Below are 22,088 nucleotides of genomic sequence, written 5' to 3'. Positions count from 1 at the left end.
GTTAATAACCCATCGGTCATTAAAGACACCCGCATGCCGTCGACCCCCGCCTCGGACACCAGCCTCCCCGTCGAACCCGGCGCTCCGCAACGCCGTTCGCGGCGCAAGGAAGCGCGTCCGGGCGAGTTGCTCGACGCGGCACTCACCCTGTTTGTGGAAAAGGGCTTTGCGGCGACCCGGGTGGAAGAAGTGGCAGCCTTGGCGGGCGTGTCCAAGGGCACCCTCTTCCTGTATTTCCCGAGCAAGGAAGAGCTGTTCAAAGCCGTGGTGCGCGAGAACATTGCCGGGCGTTTCACCGAATGGAACGAAGAGTTCGAGCGCTTCAGCGGCGACAGCGCCGATCTGGTGCGCCACTGCATGCACTCCTGGTGGGAGCGCATCGGCATGACGCCCGCCTCGGGCATCACCAAGCTGGTGATGAGCGAGGCCGGCATGTTTCCGGAGATCGCGGCCTTCTACCAGAAGGAAGTGATCGAACCCGGTCACAACCTGATCCGCCGCATCCTGCAACGCGGCGTCGACCGCGGCGATTTCCGACCACTGTCCATGGAATACGCGGTCTACAGCCTGATCGCACCGATGATCTTCCTGCTGATGTGGAAACACTCCATGGCGCCGTGCTGCCCGCCGACCTCACGGATCGATCCGATCGGCTTCATCGATGCGCAGGTTGACCTGCTTCTCTCGGGCATGCAGGTGCCCAAGTCCACCCGACGCCCCGTCTGAGCCGATTGCACCGATCGCCCTCACCACCATGACCTCACGTCGTTCGCTGTCTTTCTGGATCAAGTGGTTGCTGCTCATCGCGCTGGTGCTCGGCGTTGCACTGGGCGTCACGCGCGCGCTGGGCAAACGCAAGGCCACAAGTGAAGCAGCCCGCGCCTCAGCCGAGTCGCTGCAGAAGACACCGACCTACACACTCTCACCCACCGACGTGGTGACCGTGCAAGCCATCGAACTCACCCAGACCGTGGCCCTCTCGGGCTCGGTGGATGCGCTGCAGACCGCCGCCATCAAGGCCCGAACGGCCGGTGAGATTCAGGGCCTCACCAAACGCGAGGGTGACCCGGTGAAAGCGGGCGAAGTGGTGGCACGCATCGACAGCACCGAGGCCCAGGCGCGCGTGCGCCAGACCGCGCGACAGGCCGAGTCGGCCCAGGCGCAGGTGGCGATCGCCAAGCGCACCTTTGACAACAACCAGGCCCTGGTGCGCCAGGGCTTCATCTCCAGCACCGCGCTGGAGACCGCCACCGCCAACCTGTCGAGCGCCGAAGCCACGCACCAGGCCGCGCTGGCCGCGCTGGACATCGCGCGCAAGTCGCTCGCCGACACCACGTTGCGCTCGCCGCTGACAGGCCAGGTCTCGGCCCGGCTGGTGCAGAACGGTGAACGCGTGGGCATCGACACGCGCGTGCTCGACGTGGTGGATCTTTCGGGCTTCGAGATGGAGGCCGCGATTGCGCCCGCTGAAGCCGCAGGCGTGAAGGTGGGCCAGACGGCGCGCCTGACCGTGGAAGGCCTGGCCGAGCCGGTGCAGGCCACCGTGGCGCGCATCAACCCCAGCGTGCAGGCGGCCAGCCGCAGCGTGCTGGTGTACCTGCGCGTGCCCGCGCTGCCCGGTATGCGCCAGGGCCTGTTTGCCCAGGGTCACATCGTGATCGGCTCGGTCACGGCGCTGGCCGTGCCCGCCTCCACCGTGCGCAACGACAAGCCGCAGCCCTATGTGCAGGTGGTGCGCGAAGGCGCGGTGGTGCATGTGCCGCTGCAAGCGGGCGCCACCGGTCTGCAGGGCACCGAGCCCATGCGCGCGGTGGATGGTCTGCCGGCCGGCACACAGCTGCTGCGCGCGCAGGCCGGCCTGATCCGCGAAGGCACCGCCGTGCGCCTGAGCGCGCCCGCCACCGCCAGCAACTGAGCAGCCCGCATGTGGTTCACCCAGGTCTCCCTGCGCAACCCGGTGTTCGCCACCATGGTGATGATCGCCTTCGTGGTGCTGGGCATCTTCTCGTTCCAGCGCCTGCAGGTCGACCAGTTCCCCAACATCGATTTCCCGGTGGTCGTGGTCACCACCGCGTACCCTGGCGCATCGCCCGAGATCGTGGAATCGGAAGTCACCAAGAAGGTCGAAGAGGCGGTCAATGCGGTGGCCGGTGTCAACACCCTGACCTCGCGCAGCTACGAAGGCTCCTCGGTCGTCATCATCGAATTCCAGCTCACGGTGGACGGGCGCAAGGCGGCCGAAGACGTGCGCGAGAAGATCGGCATCCTGCGCCCGCTGCTGCGCGACGAGGTGGAAGAGCCGCGCGTGCTGCGCTTCGATCCGGCAGCGCGCTCCATCTGGTCGGTCGCGGTCATTCCAGAGGCTGTGAACGGCAAGGCACCCAGCGCGGTGGAGCTGACCACCTGGGCCGAACAGACCCTCAAAAAACGGCTGGAGAACGTGCGTGGCGTGGGCTCGGTCACGCTGGTGGGCGGCACGCAGCGCGCCATCAACATCGAGCTCAATCCTTCGGCCATGGAAGCACTCGGCGTGACCACCGAGCAGGTGACCACCGCCGTGCGCAACGAAAACCAGGACCTGCCGGTGGGCACGCTCAAGACCGGCGAGGCCGAGCGCGTGGTGCAGGTGCTCTCCAGGCTGCAGAACCCGCAGGACTTCGGTGACATCATCGTCGCGCGCCGCGCGGGCAACGCGGTTCGCCTCTCGCAGGTGGCCACGGTCAACGACGGCACCGAGGAAGTGCAAAGCCTCGCGCTGTACAACGGCCAGCGCACGCTGCTGCTGCAGGTGCAAAAGGCGCAAGACGAGAACACCATTGCGGTAACCGACGGCCTGAAAGCGGCGGTGGATACACTGCGCGCCGAGCTGCCACCGGGCATCCGGCTGGAGCAGATTGCCGACGGCTCGCGGCCGATCCGCGTGTCGGTGGACAACGTGCGCCGCACGCTGATCGAGGGCGCGCTGCTCACCGTGCTCATCGTCTTCCTGTTCCTGAACTCGTGGCGCTCCACCGTCATCACCGGCCTCACCTTGCCCATCGCGCTGATCGGCACCTTCTTCTTCATGAACCTCTTCGGGTTCACCATCAACATGATCACGCTGATGGCGCTCACGCTGTCGGTGGGCCTGCTGATCGACGACGCCATCGTGGTGCGCGAGAACATCGTGCGCCACGTCCAGATGGGCAAAACGCCTTACAACGCGGCCATGGAGGGCACGCAGGAAATCGGCATGGCGGTGCTGGCCACCACGCTGTCCATCGTCGCGGTTTTCCTGCCCATTGGTTTCATGGGCGGCATCATCGGCAAGTTCTTCCACGAGTTCGGCATCACCATGGTGGCGGCGGTGCTCATCTCGATGTTTGTCAGCTTCACGCTCGACCCGATGTTGTCGTCGGTGTGGCACGACCCGGAAATCGAGAAGCACGGCCATCCCGACGCACCACGCAGCCTCTACGACAAGACCATCGGCCGCGTCACCGGCTGGTTCGACCGTTTCCAGGACGACCTGGCCGACACCTACCAGACCACCCTGCGCTGGTCGCTCAAGCACAAGCTGGCCACGCTGGGTGTGGCGCTGGCCACCTTCATCGGCAGTCTGTTCGTGCTGCCGCTGCTGGGCACCGAGTTCGTGCCCAAGGCCGACTTCTCGGAAACCTCGCTGAGCTTCCACACGCCGGTGGGTTCCTCGCTGCAGGCCACCGAAGCCAAGACGCGCGAGGTGGAAGCCATCCTGCGCCAGTTCCCGGAAGTGAAATACACACTGTCCACGCTCAACACCGGCAACGCCCAGGGCACCATGTACGCTAGCGTTTACGTGCGCCTGGTGGACCGCAAGGACCGCACGCTGAGCGCGGACGCGATGTCGGCCCAGCTGCGCGAGCGGCTGCGCAGCGTGCCCGGCATCACCGTCACGCACGTGGGCCTGCTGGACGCCGTGGGCGGCAACAAGCAGGTGGAGTTTTCCCTGCAGGGCGACGACCTGGCCGAACTGGAGCGCCTGACCGCCACGGTGATGGAGCGCATCCGCCCCATCGTTGGCCTGGTCGACCTCGACGCGAGCGTGAAGCCCAACAAACCCACGGTGGACGTGAAGATGCGGCGCGAGCTGGCGTCGGACGCCGGCATGAACGTGGCCGCGGTGGGTGGCGCGCTGCGCACGCTGGTGGCCGGCACCACGGTGGGCAACTGGCGCGCTCAGAACGGCGAGAGCTACGACGTGAACGTGCAACTGGCCGCCACCGGGCGCGAACGCGCGAGCGACCTCGAACAACTGCCCTTCATGGTCGGCACCGAAGCCGACGGCACGGCCCGCGTGGTGCGCCTGGGCCAGGTGGCCGAGGTGGTGGCCTCCACCGGCCCCAACCAGATCAACCGGCGCAACCTCAACCGCGAGGTGTCCATCAACGCCAACGTGTTCGGCCGCTCGGCGGGCGAGGTGTCCACCGACATCAAGCAGGTGCTCGACAGCACGCCGTTCCCCCCCGGCTACCGCTATGAATTCGGCGGCTCCACCAAGAACATGCAGGAGTCCTTCGGCTACGCCATCTCGGCACTGGCGCTGGCCATCATCTTCATCTACATGATCCTGGCCAGCCAGTTCCAGAGCTTCCTGCAGCCGCTGGCCCTCATGACGGCGCTGCCGCTCACGCTGATCGGCGTTGCACTGGCGCTGCTGATGTTCGGTTCGACCATGAGCATGTTCTCGGTCATCGGCATCGTTCTGCTCATGGGCCTGGTGACGAAGAATGCGATTCTGCTGGTGGACTTCGCGATCCGCGCGCGCAGCGGTCTGGCCGGCGAGGCGCCGATGGACCGCGAGTCGGCCCTGCTGCTGGCCGCGCGCGTGCGGCTGCGCCCCATCCTCATGACCACGCTGGCCATGGTCTTCGGCATGGTGCCGCTGGCCTTCGCACTCACCGAAGGCTCGGAACAGCGCGCGCCCATGGGGCAAGCCGTCATTGGCGGGGTGATCACCTCGTCGCTGCTGACCCTGGTGGTGGTGCCCGTTGTGTACTGCTACATGGACGATCTGGCGCAGTGGTTCCGACGCAAGCTCGGCATGGGTCCCCCCGCGGCCGAGCCGCTGGGCTCCACTCCTTAAAATTCATTCATTTTTTCCGTCTCTTCAGACGCTCCCAGGAGCCCCGCCATGACCACCACAATTGCCCCCGCCATCCACACCGGCTTTGACCACGCCCGCTTCAACATGATCGAACAGCAGATCCGTCCCTGGGAGGTGCTCGACCCCCAGGTGCTCCACCTGCTCGCACGCATGCACCGCGAAGCCTTCGTGCCCGTCGCCCACCGTTCGCTGGCCTTCGCCGATATGGAACTGCCCTTGAAACACCCGGCGGTGGAAGGCCAGTGCATGTTGGCGCCCAAGGTCGAAGCGCGCCTGCTGCAGGAGCTGGACCTCAAGCCCACCGACAAGGTGCTGGAGATCGGCAGCGGCAGCGGGTACATGGCCGCCCTGCTGGCCAGCCTCGTGCAACGCGTGGTGTCGATCGAGATCGACCCGGTGCTGGCCGGCACCGCACGCGAGAACCTGCGCAACGCCGGTATCGCCAACGTCGACATCAAGCAGGCCGATGCCGCAGCGCAGGGCTTTGCCGCCTGCAACGTGAACGGCCCGTTCGACGCCATCCTGCTGAGCGGTTCGGTGGCCGAGATTCCTCCAGCGTTGCTCGCCTTGCTGGCACCCGGTGGCCGCTTGGCCACCATCGTCGGCTTCGAGCCGGTGATGCGCGCCACCATCGTCACCCGCATCGGCGACTCCTCGTTCCAGACCCTGCAGCCCTGGGACACGGTGGCGCCCCGCCTGCTGAACTTCCCGGAGCCATCGCGCTTCCGTTTCTGAAGTCTTCCTTCAAGGATGTCCATGAAAGCGATTCAACCCGCACAGCTCGACGACTGGCTCGCACAGGCGGCCAGCGAAACACCGGCGGGCCGCATGCCGGTCGTGCTCGACGTGCGCGAACCCTGGGAACTGCAGACCGCCTCGGTCAAGGCCGAGGGTTTCGAGCTGCGGCACATCCCCATGCGCAGCGTGCCCGAGCGGCTCTCCGAGCTCGACCGCGATCAACCCATTGCCTGCCTGTGTCACCACGGCATGCGCAGCGCGCAGGTGGCGAACTTTCTGATGAACCAGGGATTCACACAGGTCGTGAACATCCATGGCGGCATCCACGCCTGGTCGCAGGAACGCGACCCGGGTGTCCCGGTCTATTGACCGCCCACTCCATGTCCCGCCATTCGTATCAAAGGAACTCCATGACCGTCCCGCACGCACCCGTCCCCACCCTGGGTCGACCCTTCGCCGTGAGCCGTCTGGCCGTGGCCACCTGGTTGGCCCTGGGCGCTGCCACGGGAGCGCAGGCCCAAAGCCTGGTGGAACTCTACGAGGCAGCGCGCGGCTTTGATGCCACCTACCTGTCGGCCCGTTCGCAGTTCGAAGCCGACCTCTTCCGCGCAGACCAGGCCAAAGCCGGCCTGCTGCCCGAAGTGGGCCTGGGCGCGGCGGCCAGCTGGGCCCGGCGCGAGATCAACGGTGGTGCGGACACCACCAGCAACAGCCAGAGCGCCACGCTCGCTGCCAGCCAGCCGCTGTACCGCCCAGTCAACAAACTCATCAACGACCAGGCGCTGCTCTCGGTGGACGTGGCCAAGGCCACGCTCACCCTGGCAGAGCAAGACCTGATCGTTCGCACCACGCAGGCCTATTTCGACGTGCTCGCGGCCACCGACACACTGGCCTTCGTGCGCGCCCAGAAAACCGCCGTGGCCGAGCAGCTCGCCGCAGCCAAGCGCAACTTCGAGGTCGGCACCACCACCGTGACCGACTCACGCGAAGCGCAGGCCAGCTTCGACCTCGTGGTGGCGCAGGAGATCGCCGCCGAGAACGACCTGCGCGTCAAGCAGCTGACGCTGGACCAGCTGGTGGGCCGGGTGGGCGTGACGCCGAAGCCGCTGGTGGCGCCCGTCGTGCTGCCGCCGCTGCTGCCCGCCGATCCGCAAGCCTGGGTGGCACTCAACGACGAGACCCACCCCACCATCCTGCAAGCCACGCGCGGGCTGGAGATCGCGCAGCTGGAGACCCGCAAGGCCGAAGCCGGCCACAAACCCACCGTGGATCTGGTGGCGCAGTACCAAGTGGCCCGCGCGCCATCCACCACATCCCTCGCACAGAACACGGTGCGCAGCAACAACGCCAGCATCGGCGTGCAGTTCAACATGCCGCTGTTCGCCGGTTACGCCATCCAGAACCGGGTGAAGGAGACCCTGTCGCTCGAAGACAAGGCCCGCACCGACCTGGAAGCCGCCAAGCGCGGCATTGATCTGGCCACGCGCAGCGCGTTCCTCGGCGTGCTCTCGGGCCAGGGCCAGGTGAAGGCGCTGGAAGCCGCAGAGGTTTCCAGCCAGAGCGCCCTGGACGCCAACCGCCTGGGCTACCAGGTGGGTGTGCGCATCAACATCGACGTGCTCAACGCACAGAGCCAGTTGTTCCAGACCAAGCGCGATCTGGCCCAGGCCCGCTACAACGTGTTGCTCGGCGGGCTGCGCCTGAAGCAGTCCAGCGGCAGGCTGGTGCCCGAGGATCTGCTGCCGATCAATTCGCTGCTGGCGAAGTGAGCCCTGCCGTCAGGCGCTTTTGTTTCCCGCCTGAATTTCGGCCCACGCCGCCTCACCTGGGTGGGGTAGGTCGCCATTGGTGACCGCCCGAACGTATTGTTGGCGCATGCGAACTTGAAGCTCTCCGCGGTTCTTCTTGAGGAAAGGAACCCCAAGCAGGTGCATGCTGGCGTAACAAAACACCGACAACGGATTGCGGCGGACAGCCACCGCTTCAATGTGGATCAAGGCCCGAAGGCGCCATGACTCCTGATCTGCAAAATCAAGCAGCAAGGCATTTCGCTCGTCTTGCAATGAGGCGTCGGTGTAGGCTGCGTAATTGAGCGCGAGCCGCAAGAATGCATTGGACTGGCGGGCGATGGCAGCAAGCAGGCGATCGCGGGAGTAAACACCTTCGCTGGGCAATCCAGCCGCAAACAAGGCACGAGACAACCCCCGTTCGCCGCGCTTGACCGTTAGCATCTTGTTGCTGGTGCAGATGTAGTTGCGCCAATAGTCGCGAAACGCGTCGGACAACCACACAGACTTCTTGAAACACAACATGTAAGACAAAAAGATGCCGGCATGTTCTGTGTCGTGTGCGGGTGGGTCGACGAATCGAAACGCACCGATGAAGCCCGCCGGAGAAGCCTCAAACTGCTGAGTCAAGGTTTCGTCGGGTCGAACAGGAAACCAGATGCTGTCGTTGAGCACCAAGGTCTGCTCCGGCGCAATGCCCCAATGCTGGAGCAACTGAATTCCGTCGCGATAGCCACCGAAGTCGTACCCGAAATTGTCGCGCTCCACAAAACGCCAGACTGCATGGGACAAATCGTCCCGATCGGAATTTCCGAGTGGGGTGTTCGACACCAGAAGCACGGAGTACCCGCGGTAGCTCAAGTGCTCACAGGTCTGGCGTACCGTTGCCGCCACCCCATGCGGCTGGTAAACGAGAAAGATGGCCACCTTCTCGTGGAGTGCGTCGGAGCCGTCGAAGGCCCTGAGCGCCGAGGGAAACGCGGCATCTCGCCGCCGTTGGCGCGCGGGCCCAACGATACGGTCGACCACCGCATCCAACTGCATCTGCAACGACTGCCACTCCCGCTGAATTTTCCACAATGGAATCATGCTGAACGGCGGCCTGCGGGCCAGGAGGCCATGAGCAGGGGCAACATGGACGCAAACAGGTGGCGCTCGGTGGTTACCCAGAAAGGTCCATTGATGAAGCCATCGAGAATCAACACTGTCGAGAAACCCGCGAGCATGGCCCGCTCACCACCCTGGCATCGAATGGCACCCCGAATCAGCGCCCACAGCAGCAGGCCATAGGCAGTCAAACCCAGCAAACCGTGCTCGACCGCAAAGAAGAGGTACTGGTTGTGCGGATGAATGCACGAGACGCCGCACTGTGAAGCATCGGCGTAAATGCGGCTGGAAATTACGCGATAGCCGCCGGTCCCCTGACCCCACAAGGGACTGTCAAGGAACATGTTCCAGGCGTTCTTCCACATATCCAGACGGGCACCAATCGACGTGGACACCACGCCCTCACTGCTGTAGAGGTTGAAATCCATCCATGCTTGCAGCACCCGCTCACGCAGCAAAGGTGAAGACAGCAGCAACAGGCAACCACCAAACATCACCACCAGCACGGCAGGCAAGCGCCAGTGAGGAGGCGCCTTGACCAACGCCATGACACCACACATCGAGAGCACGACCAGTTGACCGGTTCGCCCAGCCAACAAATGGGTAATGCTGAAGACAGCCAACGCAGTGAGCGCGACAAACCCCACTTGCACGACGCGGCTCCGCGCGGCGAAGTTCTGCGCCAAACACCAAGCCACAAACACCGACATCGCAAGCCCCTGAGCGATGTAGTCGTTGAAAACATGGTGTGTCACACCGAAACCCCTTTCGTGCGAATCGGACCAAGGGACTTCAATCCAGATGTTGGCGTAGGTTGACACCAAGGTGATCACTGAGCCGATCACGAAGGCCGCCATAGCTCGTCTGCGCCAGAGCACATCATCGAACAACGTGAGCAGCACCAACATCATGGGAAGTTTGCTGTAAACGTAGAGATGTGATCGAACCACGGCGTCCGGCGCTTCAGTGTGCAGGACACCCAACAGCACAAGCCCGAACAACGCCAAACTCGGCAAGGTGATCGGATTGGCACGGATGACTGCGAACTTGCGATCAAAGCTTCCTGAGAAGGTCCAACCGACCAAGAGCAGAAAGAGCCCGATGTTCACCAATGCAATCGAAGTGGGCACACCCAACATCAGTGCCACAGCGGACCATCGGGCCAGGCTGTCCATGCGGGTCTGACTTCTCGTCACCCAATGCCCCCGGGGGGGTGCCAAGGTCTCAACGCCACCCATGGCTGTTCCCAAACACATTTGTCGACCAAGGGATCATTCTTCTTTCGCTCTCGCGTAACAGGTGCAGATTTGACGTTAGTCATCTGTTTTCCAGAGGAAGTGGGGCTCGACGGGGCAGCAAGCGGCCACGCCGCGCAAGGTAAATCAGTCTGCTCAACAGCCGATAGAACTGCTTTGCGTACTTGGGCCAGCGGCGACTCAACGGGTACCTCTTCACACTCTGGAACCGTTCACCCGTGATGGTGCTCACGCCATCGTCCTGAACATGGCTGGGAAACGGCTCCAGTCCAAAGTGACGAAAGTCGTGCCGCCAAATGAGGTCAAGCTCGTGATCGATGGGACGTGTGATGGGAAGCATCCGGGGCAGCAGCCGTTGGACAGTCGGGCGTTGGATGAGATAGGCGCCGAGACCGGTCGCGGGCCCCAAATAGGCATTGAGATTGTAGGAGCCCAATCGGCCCTGGCAGACAGGCTGTTTGGCTCGGATCTTGTTGAGCTTGAGAAAATCCCAGTGAGGGCGGGCGCGCAAGGCCATCTGCAGAGCCTCGATGAAATCGTCATGAAACACAACGTCGTCTTCAAGCACGAGCAACACCTGTTCACCACTGGAGAGGAAGCGCTCCCAAGCCGCCAGATGCGAGTAATAGCAGCCGATTTCACCAGGCAACACATCACGCCCGACGTTTCGTTGAAATGCAGAGTCATCGACGTTTTGAGCCAACCGTTCTTGTTCCGCCCGACCGTCGATGGCCGGCAGTATCTCGTAGTTGAGCCCCAACGCCGCCAGTCGCTTCTGCATGCAATCGCGTCTTTCTTTGGACCTGGGAAGGTTGATCAAGACAACCGACAAACCGTCGAGTGGGGAGCGCAAGTTCACTGGGCAAAGATCTTCTGGGTTGGCCGAGACCAGAACTCTCCGGCCTGGATCGTGATGACGAAGCGCTCGGCCGCGTCGCCTCGGCCAAAAGAACGGTCTGAGGCAAAGCGATGGCTCCAACGCGATTGCAGAAATTCGTCGATGGATGCTGTGTCGAATGCACTGCACTGATCAATGGAATGGCCGGTCGATCTGTTGTATTGACGGGTGCCCACATCCAGGCTTGGAATACCTAGAAATGGAGCCTCGCGAACTCCCGCACTGCTGTTACCGACCATCACGGCTGCATTCTTCATGAGCTCGGAGAAATAGTTGAAGCGCATCGACGGTATCTGGCGGAAGCGCTCCTTGGGCAAGGTGTCCAGCACCGCAAAGATGTCTTCGGTGCCAGGGTCGTTGTTGGGGGCGATCACAACAAAATGTCGGCCACTGGTTTCCAGCCGCTCGAACAATGACCGCGCCTGGGTGCCAATGGTGTCGGCCTCCGATGTCACGGGGTGGAAGATCGCAATGCCGTAGTCGTCGAACGGGATCGCGTAGCGTTCTTTCACCTGCGCCAGCGTCACACCCGAAGGCCGCGCGTGGGTGTCGAGTTCGGGTGAGCCGATGTTGTAGACGCTCTCGGGTGACTCGCCGAGTGCCAGCACGCGCTGGCGGGCATTTTCAGAGCTCACGAAATGCGCGGCGCACAGCTTGGTGTTGCAGTGGCGAATGCTCTCGTCGATGGTGCCCGAGACTTCACCGCCTTCGATGTGCGCCGAGGGGATGTACTTCATGGCGCAGACGATGGACGCGGCGAGCGCCTCCACCCGGTCACCGTGGATCACCACCAGATCGGGCCGGTGCTCGTGCACGAAATCGGAGAAACCCAGGATGGTCTTGGAGAGAATGAAATCCTGCGCGTCGCCTTCGCGCTGGTTCACGAACTCGAAGAATTCGGCACCCGGAAAACGCTTCACTTCCAGCCGCGTTTCGCCGTAACGCCGCATCATGTGCATGCCGGTGATGAAGAAGCTCACGACAAACCCTGCCTGCTGTGCGGCCAGCGCGAGCGGCTCAAGCTTGCCGAAATCGGCCCGGGTGCCGGTGACGAAGAGCAGTTTTTTCGCACTCATTCGAATCAGCTGTTGGCCAGAGGCTTCACGCCGTCGAGATCGCTCCACAGCAGTTGCTGGTTGCGCTTGACGGCGCGCGTGAGCTTCGCGCCCACGAGGCGGTCGAAGTGCTGCACGGAAATCTCGCCCGAACCGGGGCGGCGCGCCCAGATGTCGCTGGGCGTGACCACGTGGCCGGCGGGCAGGTCGCGGTCGGCCACCATGGAGCCGCGCGCGAAGCGGTACACGTCTTCCTCGGGCCCAGTGCGCACCTTGGGGTTGTTCAGCGCGGTGTGGATCTCACGCGAGCGGTCAATCAGAAATTTGAGCTCGGCCGGGTCCATGGAGCAGGAGATGTCCGGGCCCTTGCGGTAACGCGTGTCGGTGAAGTGGCGCTCCAGGATGCAGGCGCCCAACGCCACGGCGGAGAGCGCCATCTCGGGGCCGATGCTGTGGTCGGAGAAACCAATGACGGCGCGCGGAAAGGCGTTGCGCAGTTCGGTGATGCCTTGCAGGCTCACGATCTCGGGTGGCGACGGGTAGAGGTTGGTGCACTCCAGCAGCGCGTATTCCACACCCGAGTCGTCGAGTGCTTTGACCGAGGGCCGCATGCCGTCAATGGTCTGCATGCCGGTGCTCATGATGATGGGCTTACCGAAGCTGGCGATGTGCCGGATCAGCGGCACATGGTTGCACTCGCCCGATCCGATCTTGAACGCGGACACACCGATGTCGTTCAGGAAGTCGGCCGCGGCGCGCGAGAACGGCGTGGAGATGTAGATCAGGCCCAGCGACTCGGCATACGACTTGAGCGAGATCTCGTCGTCCTTGGACAGCGCACACTCCTCCATCACGTCCCAGATGGATTTGTCGGCGTTGGGCGGAAAGATCTGTTTGGCCTCGTCCGTCATCTCGTCGTCAACGAAATGCGTCTGGTGCTTGACCATTTCGCAGCCGGCGCGGTGCGCGGCCAGCACCATGCCTTTGGCCACATCGAGGCTGCCGCCGTGGTTGATGCCGATTTCGGCAATGACCAGCGGGGGGTGTGCGGGAGAGATGGTGCGGTGGGCGATTTTCATAAAAGCCTCTTGCCGGGTGGCGTCGGGAAATTACAGGGAGCCGGCGTAGAACGCCTGGATTTTGGACCGCATGAAGCCGAGCGTCTTCTCGCTCCAGATCAGCTTGCGGGATTTTTCATCGACGATCACGTCGCCTTCTTTCAGCGACACCAGCTTCTCGGGCTTGATCATCAAGCCATTGAGCGTAACGGCAACCAGCGATCGGCGACGACTGCGCACCCAGGGCAACCGGGCTTTGATGTAAAGCCAGAAGCCCCAATAGAACATGAACTCGCCGGGAAACTTCACCGCAAACGAGTTGGGAATGGGCACCATGTGTTCCTGCGCCACCCAGCTGATGAAGCGTTCATCGGCCGCCATGGGGCGGAACTCGAGTTGGGGGTTCTGCTCGAGCAGCACCTTGAAACGTTCGGCAATGAAGTGGCATTCGGCCGGGTGGTAGATCACGAAGGACGAGTTACCGCGCGCATAGCGGCGGCGATTAGTCCAGCGGTACAACGTGCGCCCGACCCAGCCAAACGGAATGATCGCGCTTTGCAGGATGGCCACGGTCCGGCGGTTCTTCATCAGGTTCACGCCGGTGCCCAGGTCGCCCAGAACGATAGTGTCCAGGTCAACGTAGATCGCGGGCAGGTCGGTCGGCACGATACCGTGGTCGAACATCACCAGCTTGGCCTGGCAACCCGACGTCTTGAGCTTGTCCTGCAGCCAATACTCGGGAAACCGCACCAGCTCGATGCGATCGGCCAGATCGGGGCGTTCCCGGTCGGAGATGAGGATGAAGCGCGGTTGCGACGAGGCCTTGTCAGCGATGCTGCGGACCAGGTTGTTGATGAGCGACGTCGAATACTTCGTGCCCCAGCAGATCATCACGCACTGCCAGGTGGGCGCGGCGTAGAGCTCCACGTAGTCGGTGTTCATCTCATTGCCCATGCGCGGCCTCCAAAGCGGCTTCGCAACGCTCGAAGTCTTCCAGCGAGTCGATGTCCTGGCTGCGCTCGGCCGGCATCTCCACCACGCCGATGCGCTCCGAGACGAAACTGCCGCTGGCCACGAAGCGCTCGGCATTCAACACGTACAGCGCGCCGTTGGGCCGCACCACCGGCGGCAGGCTCTGGCGGTTGGCAAAGCAGTGCGCAGGGTCGGACAGGGGCTGGAAGCGGTTGCCGCGCAGCGTACCCCACTTGAGCACGCCGCGGTCGGCCGACGTGACCGACATGACGAGCTCAAAATAGCCCCCGGCGAACACGGCCAGCGCGGCTTCGATGTCGGTGCGCAGACGCAGCGGGGAAGTGGCCTGCATCAGCACCACCGTGCCGTGGCAGTCGGCGGTCTGCAGAGCGTGTTGCAGCACCGGGGCCATGGGCACGGTATCGCCCGCCAGCTCGGCCGGACGTTCCACCAGCGTCACCTGGGTGGGCAGTTCTGCCCAGAGCACCTCGGGGATGTCGGTCGTGATCACCACGCGCTGGGCGCCGGCTTGCAGAGCCTGGTCCAGCGCGTGGCGGTACAGCGGCTTGCCCGCCAGCGGGCGGATGTTTTTGGAGGGCAGGCCCTTGGATCCGGCGCGCAGCGGGATGACTGCGGTCCAGGCCGGCGTGGGGAGGGGCATCGGTGGTGTTCCTGTGGGGGAGGCGGCCGCTTGGAGAGGGCCTGCCCAAGGGCGTAACTATACTGAATGGCCTTCGCCCGGAGCCCTCGGTGGGACGTGCAGGCACCCCCGCCCGTACCGTACCGCTCCCACCGATGGCATCCCCCTCATCCACGCACACCGCCTCCCGTCCATTTCCGCCCAGCTGGCGGCTGTCCGTGCTCATTGGTGTGTACGAAATGCTGTGGCACCTGTTGCTGCCGATGTTCCTGCTCTTTCTGTGGCGGCGTGGCCAGCGTGAACCGCTGTACAGAGCGCACTGGGACGAGCGTTTCGGCGTCGCCCCCACCGGCCTGTACCGCCCGCTGTGGGTGCACTCGGCGTCCATGGGTGAGATGCGCGGTGCCGCCCCCCTGGTGCGCGCCCTGTTGGCGGCGGGTTATCCCGTCTTCATCACCACCCTCACCCCGGCGGGCCGCACCGCCGCCCACGCCCTGTTTGACGAAGCGATCGCGCAGCGCCGCCTGCAGGTGAGCTATGTGCCGCTGGAGCTGAGCTGGGCGGTGCGCAGCCTGATCCGCCGGGTGCGCCCGCGCGCAGCGATCATGACCGAGATCGACACCTGGCCGGTGCTGCTGGCCACCATCCGCCGCCAGGGGGTGCCGCTGGCCATGGCCAACGCCCAATATCCGAAAAAAAGCATCGTGCGCGACCGCAAATGGGGTGGCTTTCGCGCCGGCATCTTCCAGGCCTACGAGCTGGTGCTGTGCAAGTCGGAAACGCATGCCCAACGCTTTCGCGACGTGGGCTGCGAGCGCGTGGTGATCGCGGGCGAGACCCGCTTCGACCTGCCCGTGTCAGCGCAGCAGTTGGCTGCGGCCCACGCCTTGCTCGCGCCCTGGCAGCTCGCCACCGCTTCGCCGGGACACAGGCCCGTGATCTGTTTCGCCAGCGCCATCGTGGGCGAGGACGAGCAGTTCATCGAGGCGATCCGCCAGGTTCAGGCGGGCCTGCAGGCCGCTGGGCTACCGCCACCGCTGGTGGTGTATGTGCCACGCAGTCCGCAGCGCTTCGACACCGTGGCGCAACTGATGGAGGGCGCGGGTCTGCGCATGGCCCGTCGCAGCCGCATGCTGGACACCGCGCTGCAGCCCACGCCGGACGCGCCCGACATGAGCGGCATCGACGTGCTGGTGGGCGACTCGCTGGGTGAGATGTATTTTTACCTCGCTCTCTCGCAGGTGGTGGTGGTCGGTGCATCGTTCGTGCCGCTGGGCGCGCACAACGTGATCGAACCGCTGGCGCTGAAGAAGCCGGTGATGGTCGGGCCCAGCATCTGGGGCATCGAGTACCCCGGCGTGGAGGCGCTGGCCGCCGGCGTGTTGCAACAGCACATGACGATCAACAGCCTGTCGACAGCGCTGGTGCAACTGCTTACCTCACCCGCCGACTACGCCCGCGCCATCGCCGGCGCCGAGGCCTTTGTCGCCGAACACGGCGGCGCCACCGCCAAACACATGGCCGCGCTCGTGCCCTGGCTGGAAACCCGATGACACCCGCGCGCCAACCCTGGGCGCTGCGGACTTACCTGGTGCTCGCCCGGGTGCTCGCACCCGTGTGGCGCAAGGGTTTGCAGCGTCGTTTGCTGCGGGGCAAGGAAACGCCACGCAGCGTGCGGCAGAAGTTGGGCAGCGAATACGCCGACCGACCCACCGGCACGCTGGCGTGGGGCCACGCGGTGGGTGTGGGCGAGTCCATGGCGCTGGCGGGTTTGTTCGCCCGGCTGGCCGAGCGGCGACCCGACTGCAGTTTCCTCATCACCACCACCGCGCGCACCTCGGGTGACGCGCTGCGCCGCACCGGCCTGCCGCCACGCTGCCAGCACCAGTTCGCCCCGGTCGACACGCCCGAGGCCGTCGCGCGCTTTCTCGACCATTGGCGGCCCTCGCTCGCGCTGTGGTGCGAGATGGACCTGTGGCCCGCGCTGATCGCAGAGACCGACGCACGCGCGATCCCACGTGCCTTGGTCAATGCGCGGCTGTCGCCCGAGTCGCTGGCCAAGCGGCGCTGGGGCCTTTGGCTCTATCAGGCCTTGCTGCCCGGTTTTCGCGATTTGTTTGCGCAGAACGAGACCACCGCCGAGGCACTGGTGACGCTGGGTGCACCACGCGAACGGATCACCATCAGCGGCACGATCAAGGCGCTCGTGCCGCCGTTGGCTTGTGATGCGGACGATCTCGATGCCTGGCAGCGCGCGCTCACATACCGGCCGGTGTGGTTGTTGGCATCGAGCCACCCCGGCGAAGAAGAGCTCGCACTCGCCGCCCACGTCCGGCTGTGTGAACAGTATCCCGGTGCCTTGCTCATCATCGCGCCGCGGGCACCGGCGCGCGGGCTTGAGGTGGCTGCGCTCACCTCCGCCGCCTTGTCGAACGATGTTCCCCTGCGCAGCGCGGGCGCGCACATTGCCACCGAGGCTGCGGTCTACATTGCCGACACCATTGGCGAGATGGGTCTCTGGTACCGACTCGCTCCGGTGGCCCTGGTGGGCGGGTCGTTCGCCAGCGTGGGGGGCCACAACCCGCACGAGCCACTGGCCCTGGGTTGCGCCGTGCTGCACGGCCCGAACGTCTGGAATTTCGCCGAGAGCTACGAACGGCTCGACGGCCTGCGCCAGGCCAGACGGGTGAACAGCGAAGCCGACGTGGCCCGCGAAGTGGCAGCGGTGTGGGGCGCCAACTTGCCTGTGGACACCACCGCCCTGGTGGACGAACAGGCCGAAGCGGTGATCGAGCGCGTGCAGGCCTTGCTGCCGCGCTGAGCCGCGTCAGTGGGCGGAGGCGCCCACCACGGCATCGGGCTTGGCCTGCTTGAGCAAGGCCAGCATCACCGCTTCAATGCGGTGCAGCGCCTCGGTGGTCTGCCCTTCAAAGCGCAACACCAGCACCGGCGTGGTGTTGGAGGCGCGGATCAGACCAAAACCATCGGGCCAGTCGACCCGCACGCCGTCAATGGTGGACAGCTTGGCCGGTGCGTCGAACTTCGCCAGGGCCACCAGCTTCTCCACCACCGCATGTGGCTCGCCTTCGGCGCAAGCCACATTGAGTTCGGGCGTGCTGAAGCTGGTGGGCAAGGCATTGAGCACGTCGCTGGCGTTCGGGCTGCGGCTCACGATTTCGAGCAGGCGCGCGCCGGCATAAGTGCCGTCGTCAAAGCCGTACCAGCGCTCCTTGAAAAAGATGTGGCCGCTCATCTCGCCACCCAGCGGGCTGTTCAGTTCCTTCATGCGCGCCTTGATCAGCGAATGGCCGGTCTTGTAGATGTGGGCCACGCCGCCGGCCGCTTCAATGGCCGGGGCCAGACGCTGAGAACACTTCACGTCGAACACGATGTCGCCACCGGGCACGCGCGAGAGCACGTCCTGCGAGAACAGGATCATCTGGCGGTCGGGGTAGATGGTGGCGCCGTCCTTGGTGACGATGCCCAGGCGGTCGCCGTCGCCGTCGAAGGCCAGGCCCAGTTCTGCGTCGGTCTCGCGCAGCGCACGCATCAGGTCCTGCAGGTTCTCGGGCTTGCTCGGGTCAGGGTGGTGGTTGGGAAAGTTGCCATCCACCTCACTGAAGAGTTCGATCACCTCGCAGCCCAGCGCGCGAAAAATCGCCGGGGCCGAGGCACCGGCCACGCCGTTGCCAGAGTCCACCACGATCTTCATGGGACGCGAGAGCTTGATGTCGCCCACGATGCGGGCCTGGTACGCCGCCTGCACGTTGATCAGGCGCACGCGCCCGCCCTCAGCGCGCTGGTGCGTCTCCGTCTCCATGGTCTTGCGCAGTGCCTGGATGTCCTCCCCATAGATGGCTCGCCCGGCCAGCACCATCTTGAAACCGTTGTAGTCGCGCGGGTTGTGGCTGCCTGTGACCTGAATGCCGCTGGTGCACAGCGTGGCGGCGGCGAAGTACAGCATGGGCGTGGTGGCGAGACCGATGTCGATCACATCCACGCCCGCAGCCACCAGACCGCGGATCAGCGCGGCGGAGAGGGCCGGGCCACTCAAGCGACCGTCGCGGCCCACCGCCACGCTCTTCTCGCCCAGCTCCAAGGCCCGCGTACCGAAAGCCAGCCCCAGCGCCTCGGCCACGTCTTCGTTGAGCGCGGTGGGCGTCACGCCGCGGATGTCGTAGGCCTTGAAGATCGAGGGGGTGACTTGCATGGTGGTGTCCTGGGTTCGGGGAGGTTGGGCCATTGTAGGAGTGGCCTTTCGCGCCCCTGGAGGCACATGTCCGGAAACGGCCAGCCACGTCCATCCGAACGGCCTACCATGATGGCCATGAACCGCTCAGACCACATCGACGACGACGCCTGCTACCGCGCGCTGTGCTCGCACGACGCGCGCTTCGACGGGCGGTTCTTCACCGCCGTCACCTCCACCGGCATCTACTGCCGACCGGTCTGCCGCGTGCGCACACCCCGGCGCGAAAACTGCCGCTTTTTCGCGCAGGCGGCGCAGGCGGAACACGCGGGATTTCGCCCCTGCCTGCGCTGCCGCCCCGAGCTGGCCCCGATGGACCGCCACTGGTCCACCGAGGACGCCTCCGCCATCCTGCTGCAGCAGGCCACGCTCTGGCTCGACGACCCGCTGCACTGGCAGGACGCGGACGGCAGCATGGGCGAACGGCTGGCCGCGCGCCTGGGCGTGAGCGACCGTCACCTGCGCCGCGTGTTCGAAGACCGCCTCGGTGTTTCGCCGCTGCAATACCTGCTCACGCGCAAGCTGCTCACGGCCAAACAACTGCTCGCCGACACCGACCTGCCGGTCACCCAGATCGCCGGGGCCAGCGGCTTTGCGAGTGTGCGGCGCTTCAACGCCGCCTTCCTCGACCACTACCGCCTGAACCCGACGCAGCTGCGGCGTGCGAGCACCACCCGCGACAGCGACCAAGGCACTGCGGTGCGGCTGGGCTACCGGCCGCCGTACGACGTGGTGGCCACGCTGGCCTTCTTCCGCCAACGGCTGATCGACGGCGTGGCCTTCGTCGACGACCGGCTGCGCCTCGGACAGACCTTGCGCATGGACATCGCCGGCCACAGCCACCGCGGCTGGCTGGTCGCCGAATTCGATGAAACGCGCTGCCAGCTCGTACTGCGTGTGAGCGACAGCCTGCGCGAGGTGCTGCCGCAGGTGATCCACCGCCTGCGCGCCGCGCTCGACCTCGACGCTGACCCGGCCTCGATCAACGCGGTGCTGCACGGCCCGTTTCCGGCCGGCGACGGGCTGCGCGTGCCGGGCGCGCTCGACGGCTTTGAACTCGCGGTGCGCGCCGTGCTCGGCCAGCAGATCACGGTGGCGGCTGCGCGTACGCTCGCGCAGCGCCTGGTGAATCGGTTCGGGGAGCCCATCGACACGCCCTTCGCGGAACTCACCCGGCTGTTTCCCGCACCCGACGTGCTCGCGCAGGCGGGTAGCGATGCGCTCGGCGAACTGGGCATCGTCAAACAACGCCAGGCCGCCATCGTGGCGCTGGCTCGGGGTGTGTCCGAACAGGGCCTGGTGCTCAACGGCAGCGCCGACGTGCCCGCCACCATCACCGCCCTCAAGGCATTGCCCGGCATCGGCGACTGGACCGCGCAGTACATCGCCATGCGCGCGCTGCGCTGGCCCGATGCCTTTCCCGCCGGTGACGTCGCGCTGCACAAAGCCATGGGCGTGCAGGCACTCAAACACCCGGCCCGCGAGGCCGAAGCCGCCTCGCTCGCCTGGAAACCCTGGCGCAGCTACGCCGTCGTCCGGGCCTGGTCCGCAGGCCAGGTCGCCTCATCTTCAGGAGCATCCGCATGAAACACGATCCCCTCACCGTTTTCAGCGCATGGCAAGGCCCGCTGGGCGCCATGACGCTCGCAGCCACGCCGCGAGGCCTCAGTGGCGTGTGGTTCGATGGCCAGCGCCACGGGCCCGACACCTCGGCCTGGCGCCGCGATCCTTCGAATCCACTGCTGCTCAATGCGATCCAGCAGCTCACAGAGTATTTCGCCGGAGAGCGCAAGCACTTCGACCTGCCGCTGGACCTGAACGCGGGCACGCCGTTCCAGCAGCAGGTGTGGCAGGCGCTGCTGGGCATCGCCCCCGGCGCCACCACCAGCTACGGAGGATTGAGCGCCTCGATCGGCAAGCCGGCCGCCGTGCGCGCCCTGGGTGCCGCGGTGGGCCGCAACCCCGTCAGCGTCGTGGTGCCCTGCCACCGCGTGCTCGGCGCCGATGGTTCGCTCACCGGCTACGCAGGCGGGCTTGATCGCAAGACCGCGCTGCTCTCGCTCGAAGGCGCACGCCAGTTGTGAAGCGCCGGACATTGAGTCGATCAGCGCATCAATCGCGCGCCCATCCGGCATCAATGCTGCTCCTGCGCGCCCGAGCGCCCATGCATACTTTCACGCCATGAACCCCGTCCTTGCCCTTGAATTTCTGCTGCTCGCCGCGCTGTGGGGCGCGTCCTTCCTGTTCACGCGCCTGGGCGCGGCCGAACTCGGCGCACTGCCCACCGCAGGCATGCGCGTCACGCTGGCCGCCCTCTTCCTGCTGCCGGTTTTCCTGATCAAGGGTGTCTGGGCGGATTTCCGCGCACGCGCCAAACCGATTCTGTTTGTCGGCCTGCTCAACTCGGGCATTCCGTTCGCGCTGTTTGCCTACGCGGTGCTGCACATCACGACCGGGCTCAGTTCCATCCTCAACGCCACCGTGCCGCTCTCGGGCGCGCTGGTGGCCTGGCTCTGGCTCAAGGACCGCCCGGGCGGCTCGCGCATGCTCGGCCTGGGCATCGGTTTCGCCGGCGTCACGCTGCTGGTCATCGGCAAGTCGGGCTTCAGCGCCACCGGCGTGGCCGGCGCGGGCTCCCCCGGCATCACGCTGCTGGCCATGGGCGCCTGTCTGCTCGCCACCCTGTGCTACGGCCTGGCCGCCAGTTTCACCAAGCGCTACCTCACCGGCGCCCACCCCCTGGCCACCGCCACCGGCAGCCAGATCGGCGCGGCGCTCGGCCTGGCCGTGCCCACGCTGTGGTTCTGGCCCAGCGAACCCGTGAGCTTCACGGCCTGGGCTGCGGTGGCTGCTGTCGCGCTGTTGTGCACATCGATCGCCTACATCCTGTTTTTCCACATCATCGAACAGGCCGGCCCGAGCAAGGCACTGACGGTCACATTCCTCGTACCGGTGTTCGCATTGGCCTACGGCGCGCTGTTTCTGGCCGAGACCATCACACCCTGGATGGTGGGATGCGGCCTGGTGATCATTTGCGGCACCGCCTTGTCGACAGGCCTCGTGCGGCTGCGGTGGCTGGAACGAGCGATCTGAACATTGACAGACGAAAAAAATCACCGGGGTCTTGCAACCGCGGTGATTTGATTCTTGACTGGCGGAGTGGACGGGGCTCGAACCCGCGACCCCCGGCGTGACAGGCCGGT

19 protein-coding genes are annotated in these 22,088 nt (G+C 65.3%); 11 read left to right on the top strand and 8 right to left on the bottom strand.

The window, feature by feature from the left end:
- Window positions 1–33: 33 nt before the first annotated feature.
- From IV113_RS18400 to IV113_RS18375, 6 genes are read left to right on the top strand one after another with little or no spacing between them, the layout of a single operon-like run.
- Window positions 34–726 carry a TetR/AcrR family transcriptional regulator gene (locus tag IV113_RS18400; RefSeq protein WP_291087943.1) on the top strand — a complete coding sequence of 231 codons (693 nt, stop codon included), beginning with the start codon at window positions 34–36 and terminating at the stop codon, window positions 724–726.
- Between the two features lie 28 nt (window positions 727–754).
- The gene (locus IV113_RS18395; protein WP_291087940.1) at window positions 755–1,915 is read left to right on the top strand and encodes an efflux RND transporter periplasmic adaptor subunit; all 1,161 of its coding nucleotides are present in this window, start codon (window positions 755–757) and stop codon (window positions 1,913–1,915) included.
- Between the two features lie 9 nt (window positions 1,916–1,924).
- On the top strand, window positions 1,925–5,104 hold the full coding sequence (locus tag IV113_RS18390; protein WP_291087937.1) for an efflux RND transporter permease subunit: 3,180 nt from the start codon (window positions 1,925–1,927) through the stop codon (window positions 5,102–5,104).
- 48 nt (window positions 5,105–5,152) lie between these two features.
- Window positions 5,153–5,860 carry a protein-L-isoaspartate O-methyltransferase gene (locus IV113_RS18385; RefSeq protein WP_291087934.1) on the top strand — a complete coding sequence of 236 codons (708 nt, stop codon included), beginning with the start codon at window positions 5,153–5,155 and terminating at the stop codon, window positions 5,858–5,860.
- A 21-nt stretch (window positions 5,861–5,881) separates the two neighbouring features.
- The gene (locus IV113_RS18380) at window positions 5,882–6,232 is read left to right on the top strand and encodes a rhodanese-like domain-containing protein (protein WP_291087931.1); all 351 of its coding nucleotides are present in this window, start codon (window positions 5,882–5,884) and stop codon (window positions 6,230–6,232) included.
- Window positions 6,233–6,273: 41 nt separating this feature from the next.
- Window positions 6,274–7,632: a TolC family outer membrane protein gene (locus IV113_RS18375; protein ID WP_291087928.1), complete on the top strand. Its 1,359-nt coding sequence runs from the start codon at window positions 6,274–6,276 to the stop codon at window positions 7,630–7,632.
- A gap of 9 nt (window positions 7,633–7,641) precedes the next feature.
- Here IV113_RS18375 and IV113_RS18370 read toward each other — a convergent pair whose 3' ends face one another.
- The 7 genes from IV113_RS18370 to IV113_RS18340 form a co-directional block, all read right to left on the bottom strand.
- Entirely contained in the window at window positions 7,642–8,739 is a 1,098-nt protein-coding gene (locus IV113_RS18370) for a rhamnan synthesis F family protein (RefSeq protein WP_291087926.1), read from the bottom strand.
- Complete coding sequence (locus tag IV113_RS18365; protein ID WP_291087923.1) at window positions 8,736–9,932, bottom strand: O-antigen ligase family protein; 1,197 nt, start codon at window positions 9,930–9,932, stop codon at window positions 8,736–8,738. Before IV113_RS18365 ends, IV113_RS18370 begins: the two co-directional genes overlap by 4 nt.
- A gap of 142 nt (window positions 9,933–10,074) precedes the next feature.
- Window positions 10,075–10,872 (bottom strand): glycosyltransferase family 25 protein, encoded by a 798-nt coding sequence (locus IV113_RS18360; RefSeq protein WP_291087920.1) that lies wholly within the window; start codon window positions 10,870–10,872, stop codon window positions 10,075–10,077.
- Window positions 10,869–11,987 (bottom strand): UDP-N-acetylglucosamine 2-epimerase, encoded by a 1,119-nt coding sequence (gene neuC / locus IV113_RS18355; protein WP_291087918.1) that lies wholly within the window; start codon window positions 11,985–11,987, stop codon window positions 10,869–10,871. The genes IV113_RS18360 and neuC overlap by 4 nt, the downstream gene beginning before the upstream one ends.
- Before the next feature lie 5 nt (window positions 11,988–11,992).
- Window positions 11,993–13,045, bottom strand: a complete 1,053-nt coding sequence (locus IV113_RS18350) for an N-acetylneuraminate synthase family protein (protein ID WP_291087915.1) — start codon at window positions 13,043–13,045, stop codon at window positions 11,993–11,995.
- 30 nt (window positions 13,046–13,075) lie between these two features.
- Window positions 13,076–13,978: a hypothetical protein gene (locus IV113_RS18345; RefSeq protein WP_291087912.1), complete on the bottom strand. Its 903-nt coding sequence runs from the start codon at window positions 13,976–13,978 to the stop codon at window positions 13,076–13,078.
- Window positions 13,968–14,657 carry an acylneuraminate cytidylyltransferase family protein gene (locus tag IV113_RS18340; protein ID WP_291087910.1) on the bottom strand — a complete coding sequence of 230 codons (690 nt, stop codon included), beginning with the start codon at window positions 14,655–14,657 and terminating at the stop codon, window positions 13,968–13,970. The genes IV113_RS18345 and IV113_RS18340 overlap by 11 nt, the downstream gene beginning before the upstream one ends.
- A 134-nt stretch (window positions 14,658–14,791) precedes the next feature.
- On the opposite strand from IV113_RS18340, the gene IV113_RS18335 reads away from it, so the two are divergent.
- Complete coding sequence (locus IV113_RS18335) at window positions 14,792–16,189, top strand: glycosyltransferase N-terminal domain-containing protein (RefSeq protein WP_291087908.1); 1,398 nt, start codon at window positions 14,792–14,794, stop codon at window positions 16,187–16,189.
- On the top strand, window positions 16,186–17,457 hold the full coding sequence (locus IV113_RS18330) for a glycosyltransferase N-terminal domain-containing protein (RefSeq protein ID WP_291087905.1): 1,272 nt from the start codon (window positions 16,186–16,188) through the stop codon (window positions 17,455–17,457). Before IV113_RS18335 ends, IV113_RS18330 begins: the two co-directional genes overlap by 4 nt.
- A 6-nt stretch (window positions 17,458–17,463) precedes the next feature.
- Here IV113_RS18330 and IV113_RS18325 read toward each other — a convergent pair whose 3' ends face one another.
- Window positions 17,464–18,846 carry a phosphomannomutase/phosphoglucomutase gene (locus IV113_RS18325; protein ID WP_291087904.1) on the bottom strand — a complete coding sequence of 461 codons (1,383 nt, stop codon included), beginning with the start codon at window positions 18,844–18,846 and terminating at the stop codon, window positions 17,464–17,466.
- Between the two features lie 117 nt (window positions 18,847–18,963).
- Between IV113_RS18325 and IV113_RS18320 the strand changes: the two genes are divergently transcribed.
- The 3 genes from IV113_RS18320 (at window position 18,964) to IV113_RS18310 (ending at window position 21,978) form a co-directional block, all read left to right on the top strand.
- Window positions 18,964–20,472, top strand: a complete 1,509-nt coding sequence (locus IV113_RS18320; RefSeq protein ID WP_291087901.1) for an Ada metal-binding domain-containing protein — start codon at window positions 18,964–18,966, stop codon at window positions 20,470–20,472.
- Window positions 20,469–20,969 (top strand): methylated-DNA--[protein]-cysteine S-methyltransferase, encoded by a 501-nt coding sequence (locus IV113_RS18315; RefSeq protein WP_291087898.1) that lies wholly within the window; start codon window positions 20,469–20,471, stop codon window positions 20,967–20,969. Before IV113_RS18320 ends, IV113_RS18315 begins: the two co-directional genes overlap by 4 nt.
- A gap of 97 nt (window positions 20,970–21,066) precedes the next feature.
- Window positions 21,067–21,978 carry a DMT family transporter gene (locus IV113_RS18310; RefSeq protein WP_291087895.1) on the top strand — a complete coding sequence of 304 codons (912 nt, stop codon included), beginning with the start codon at window positions 21,067–21,069 and terminating at the stop codon, window positions 21,976–21,978.
- The last annotated feature ends 110 nt before the right edge of the window (window positions 21,979–22,088 follow it).

The sequence above is a fragment of the Hydrogenophaga sp. genome (assembly GCF_018780385.1).
Taxonomy (GTDB): domain Bacteria; phylum Pseudomonadota; class Gammaproteobacteria; order Burkholderiales; family Burkholderiaceae_C; genus Hydrogenophaga.
This window is presented reverse-complemented; position numbering and strand designations above follow the sequence as displayed.

Excerpts from the sequence above, each read along its gene's own strand:
- IV113_RS18400 (WP_291087943.1), top strand. The coding sequence starts at position 34 with ATGCCGTCGACCCCCGCCTCGGACACCAGCCTCCCCGTCGAACCCGGC.
- IV113_RS18395 (WP_291087940.1), top strand. The coding sequence starts at position 755 with ATGACCTCACGTCGTTCGCTGTCTTTCTGGATCAAGTGGTTGCTGCTC.
- IV113_RS18390 (WP_291087937.1), top strand. The coding sequence starts at position 1,925 with ATGTGGTTCACCCAGGTCTCCCTGCGCAACCCGGTGTTCGCCACCATG.
- IV113_RS18385 (WP_291087934.1), top strand. The coding sequence starts at position 5,153 with ATGACCACCACAATTGCCCCCGCCATCCACACCGGCTTTGACCACGCC.
- IV113_RS18380 (WP_291087931.1), top strand. The coding sequence starts at position 5,882 with ATGAAAGCGATTCAACCCGCACAGCTCGACGACTGGCTCGCACAGGCG.
- IV113_RS18375 (WP_291087928.1), top strand. The coding sequence starts at position 6,274 with ATGACCGTCCCGCACGCACCCGTCCCCACCCTGGGTCGACCCTTCGCC.
- IV113_RS18370 (WP_291087926.1), bottom strand. The coding sequence starts at position 8,739 with ATGATTCCATTGTGGAAAATTCAGCGGGAGTGGCAGTCGTTGCAGATG.
- IV113_RS18365 (WP_291087923.1), bottom strand. The coding sequence starts at position 9,932 with ATGGACAGCCTGGCCCGATGGTCCGCTGTGGCACTGATGTTGGGTGTG.
- neuC (WP_291087918.1), bottom strand. The coding sequence starts at position 11,987 with ATGAGTGCGAAAAAACTGCTCTTCGTCACCGGCACCCGGGCCGATTTC.
- IV113_RS18350 (WP_291087915.1), bottom strand. The coding sequence starts at position 13,045 with ATGAAAATCGCCCACCGCACCATCTCTCCCGCACACCCCCCGCTGGTC.
- IV113_RS18345 (WP_291087912.1), bottom strand. The coding sequence starts at position 13,978 with ATGGGCAATGAGATGAACACCGACTACGTGGAGCTCTACGCCGCGCCC.
- IV113_RS18340 (WP_291087910.1), bottom strand. The coding sequence starts at position 14,657 with ATGCCCCTCCCCACGCCGGCCTGGACCGCAGTCATCCCGCTGCGCGCC.
- IV113_RS18335 (WP_291087908.1), top strand. The coding sequence starts at position 14,792 with ATGGCATCCCCCTCATCCACGCACACCGCCTCCCGTCCATTTCCGCCC.
- IV113_RS18330 (WP_291087905.1), top strand. The coding sequence starts at position 16,186 with ATGACACCCGCGCGCCAACCCTGGGCGCTGCGGACTTACCTGGTGCTC.
- IV113_RS18325 (WP_291087904.1), bottom strand. The coding sequence starts at position 18,846 with ATGCAAGTCACCCCCTCGATCTTCAAGGCCTACGACATCCGCGGCGTG.
- IV113_RS18320 (WP_291087901.1), top strand. The coding sequence starts at position 18,964 with ATGAACCGCTCAGACCACATCGACGACGACGCCTGCTACCGCGCGCTG.
- IV113_RS18315 (WP_291087898.1), top strand. The coding sequence starts at position 20,469 with ATGAAACACGATCCCCTCACCGTTTTCAGCGCATGGCAAGGCCCGCTG.
- IV113_RS18310 (WP_291087895.1), top strand. The coding sequence starts at position 21,067 with ATGAACCCCGTCCTTGCCCTTGAATTTCTGCTGCTCGCCGCGCTGTGG.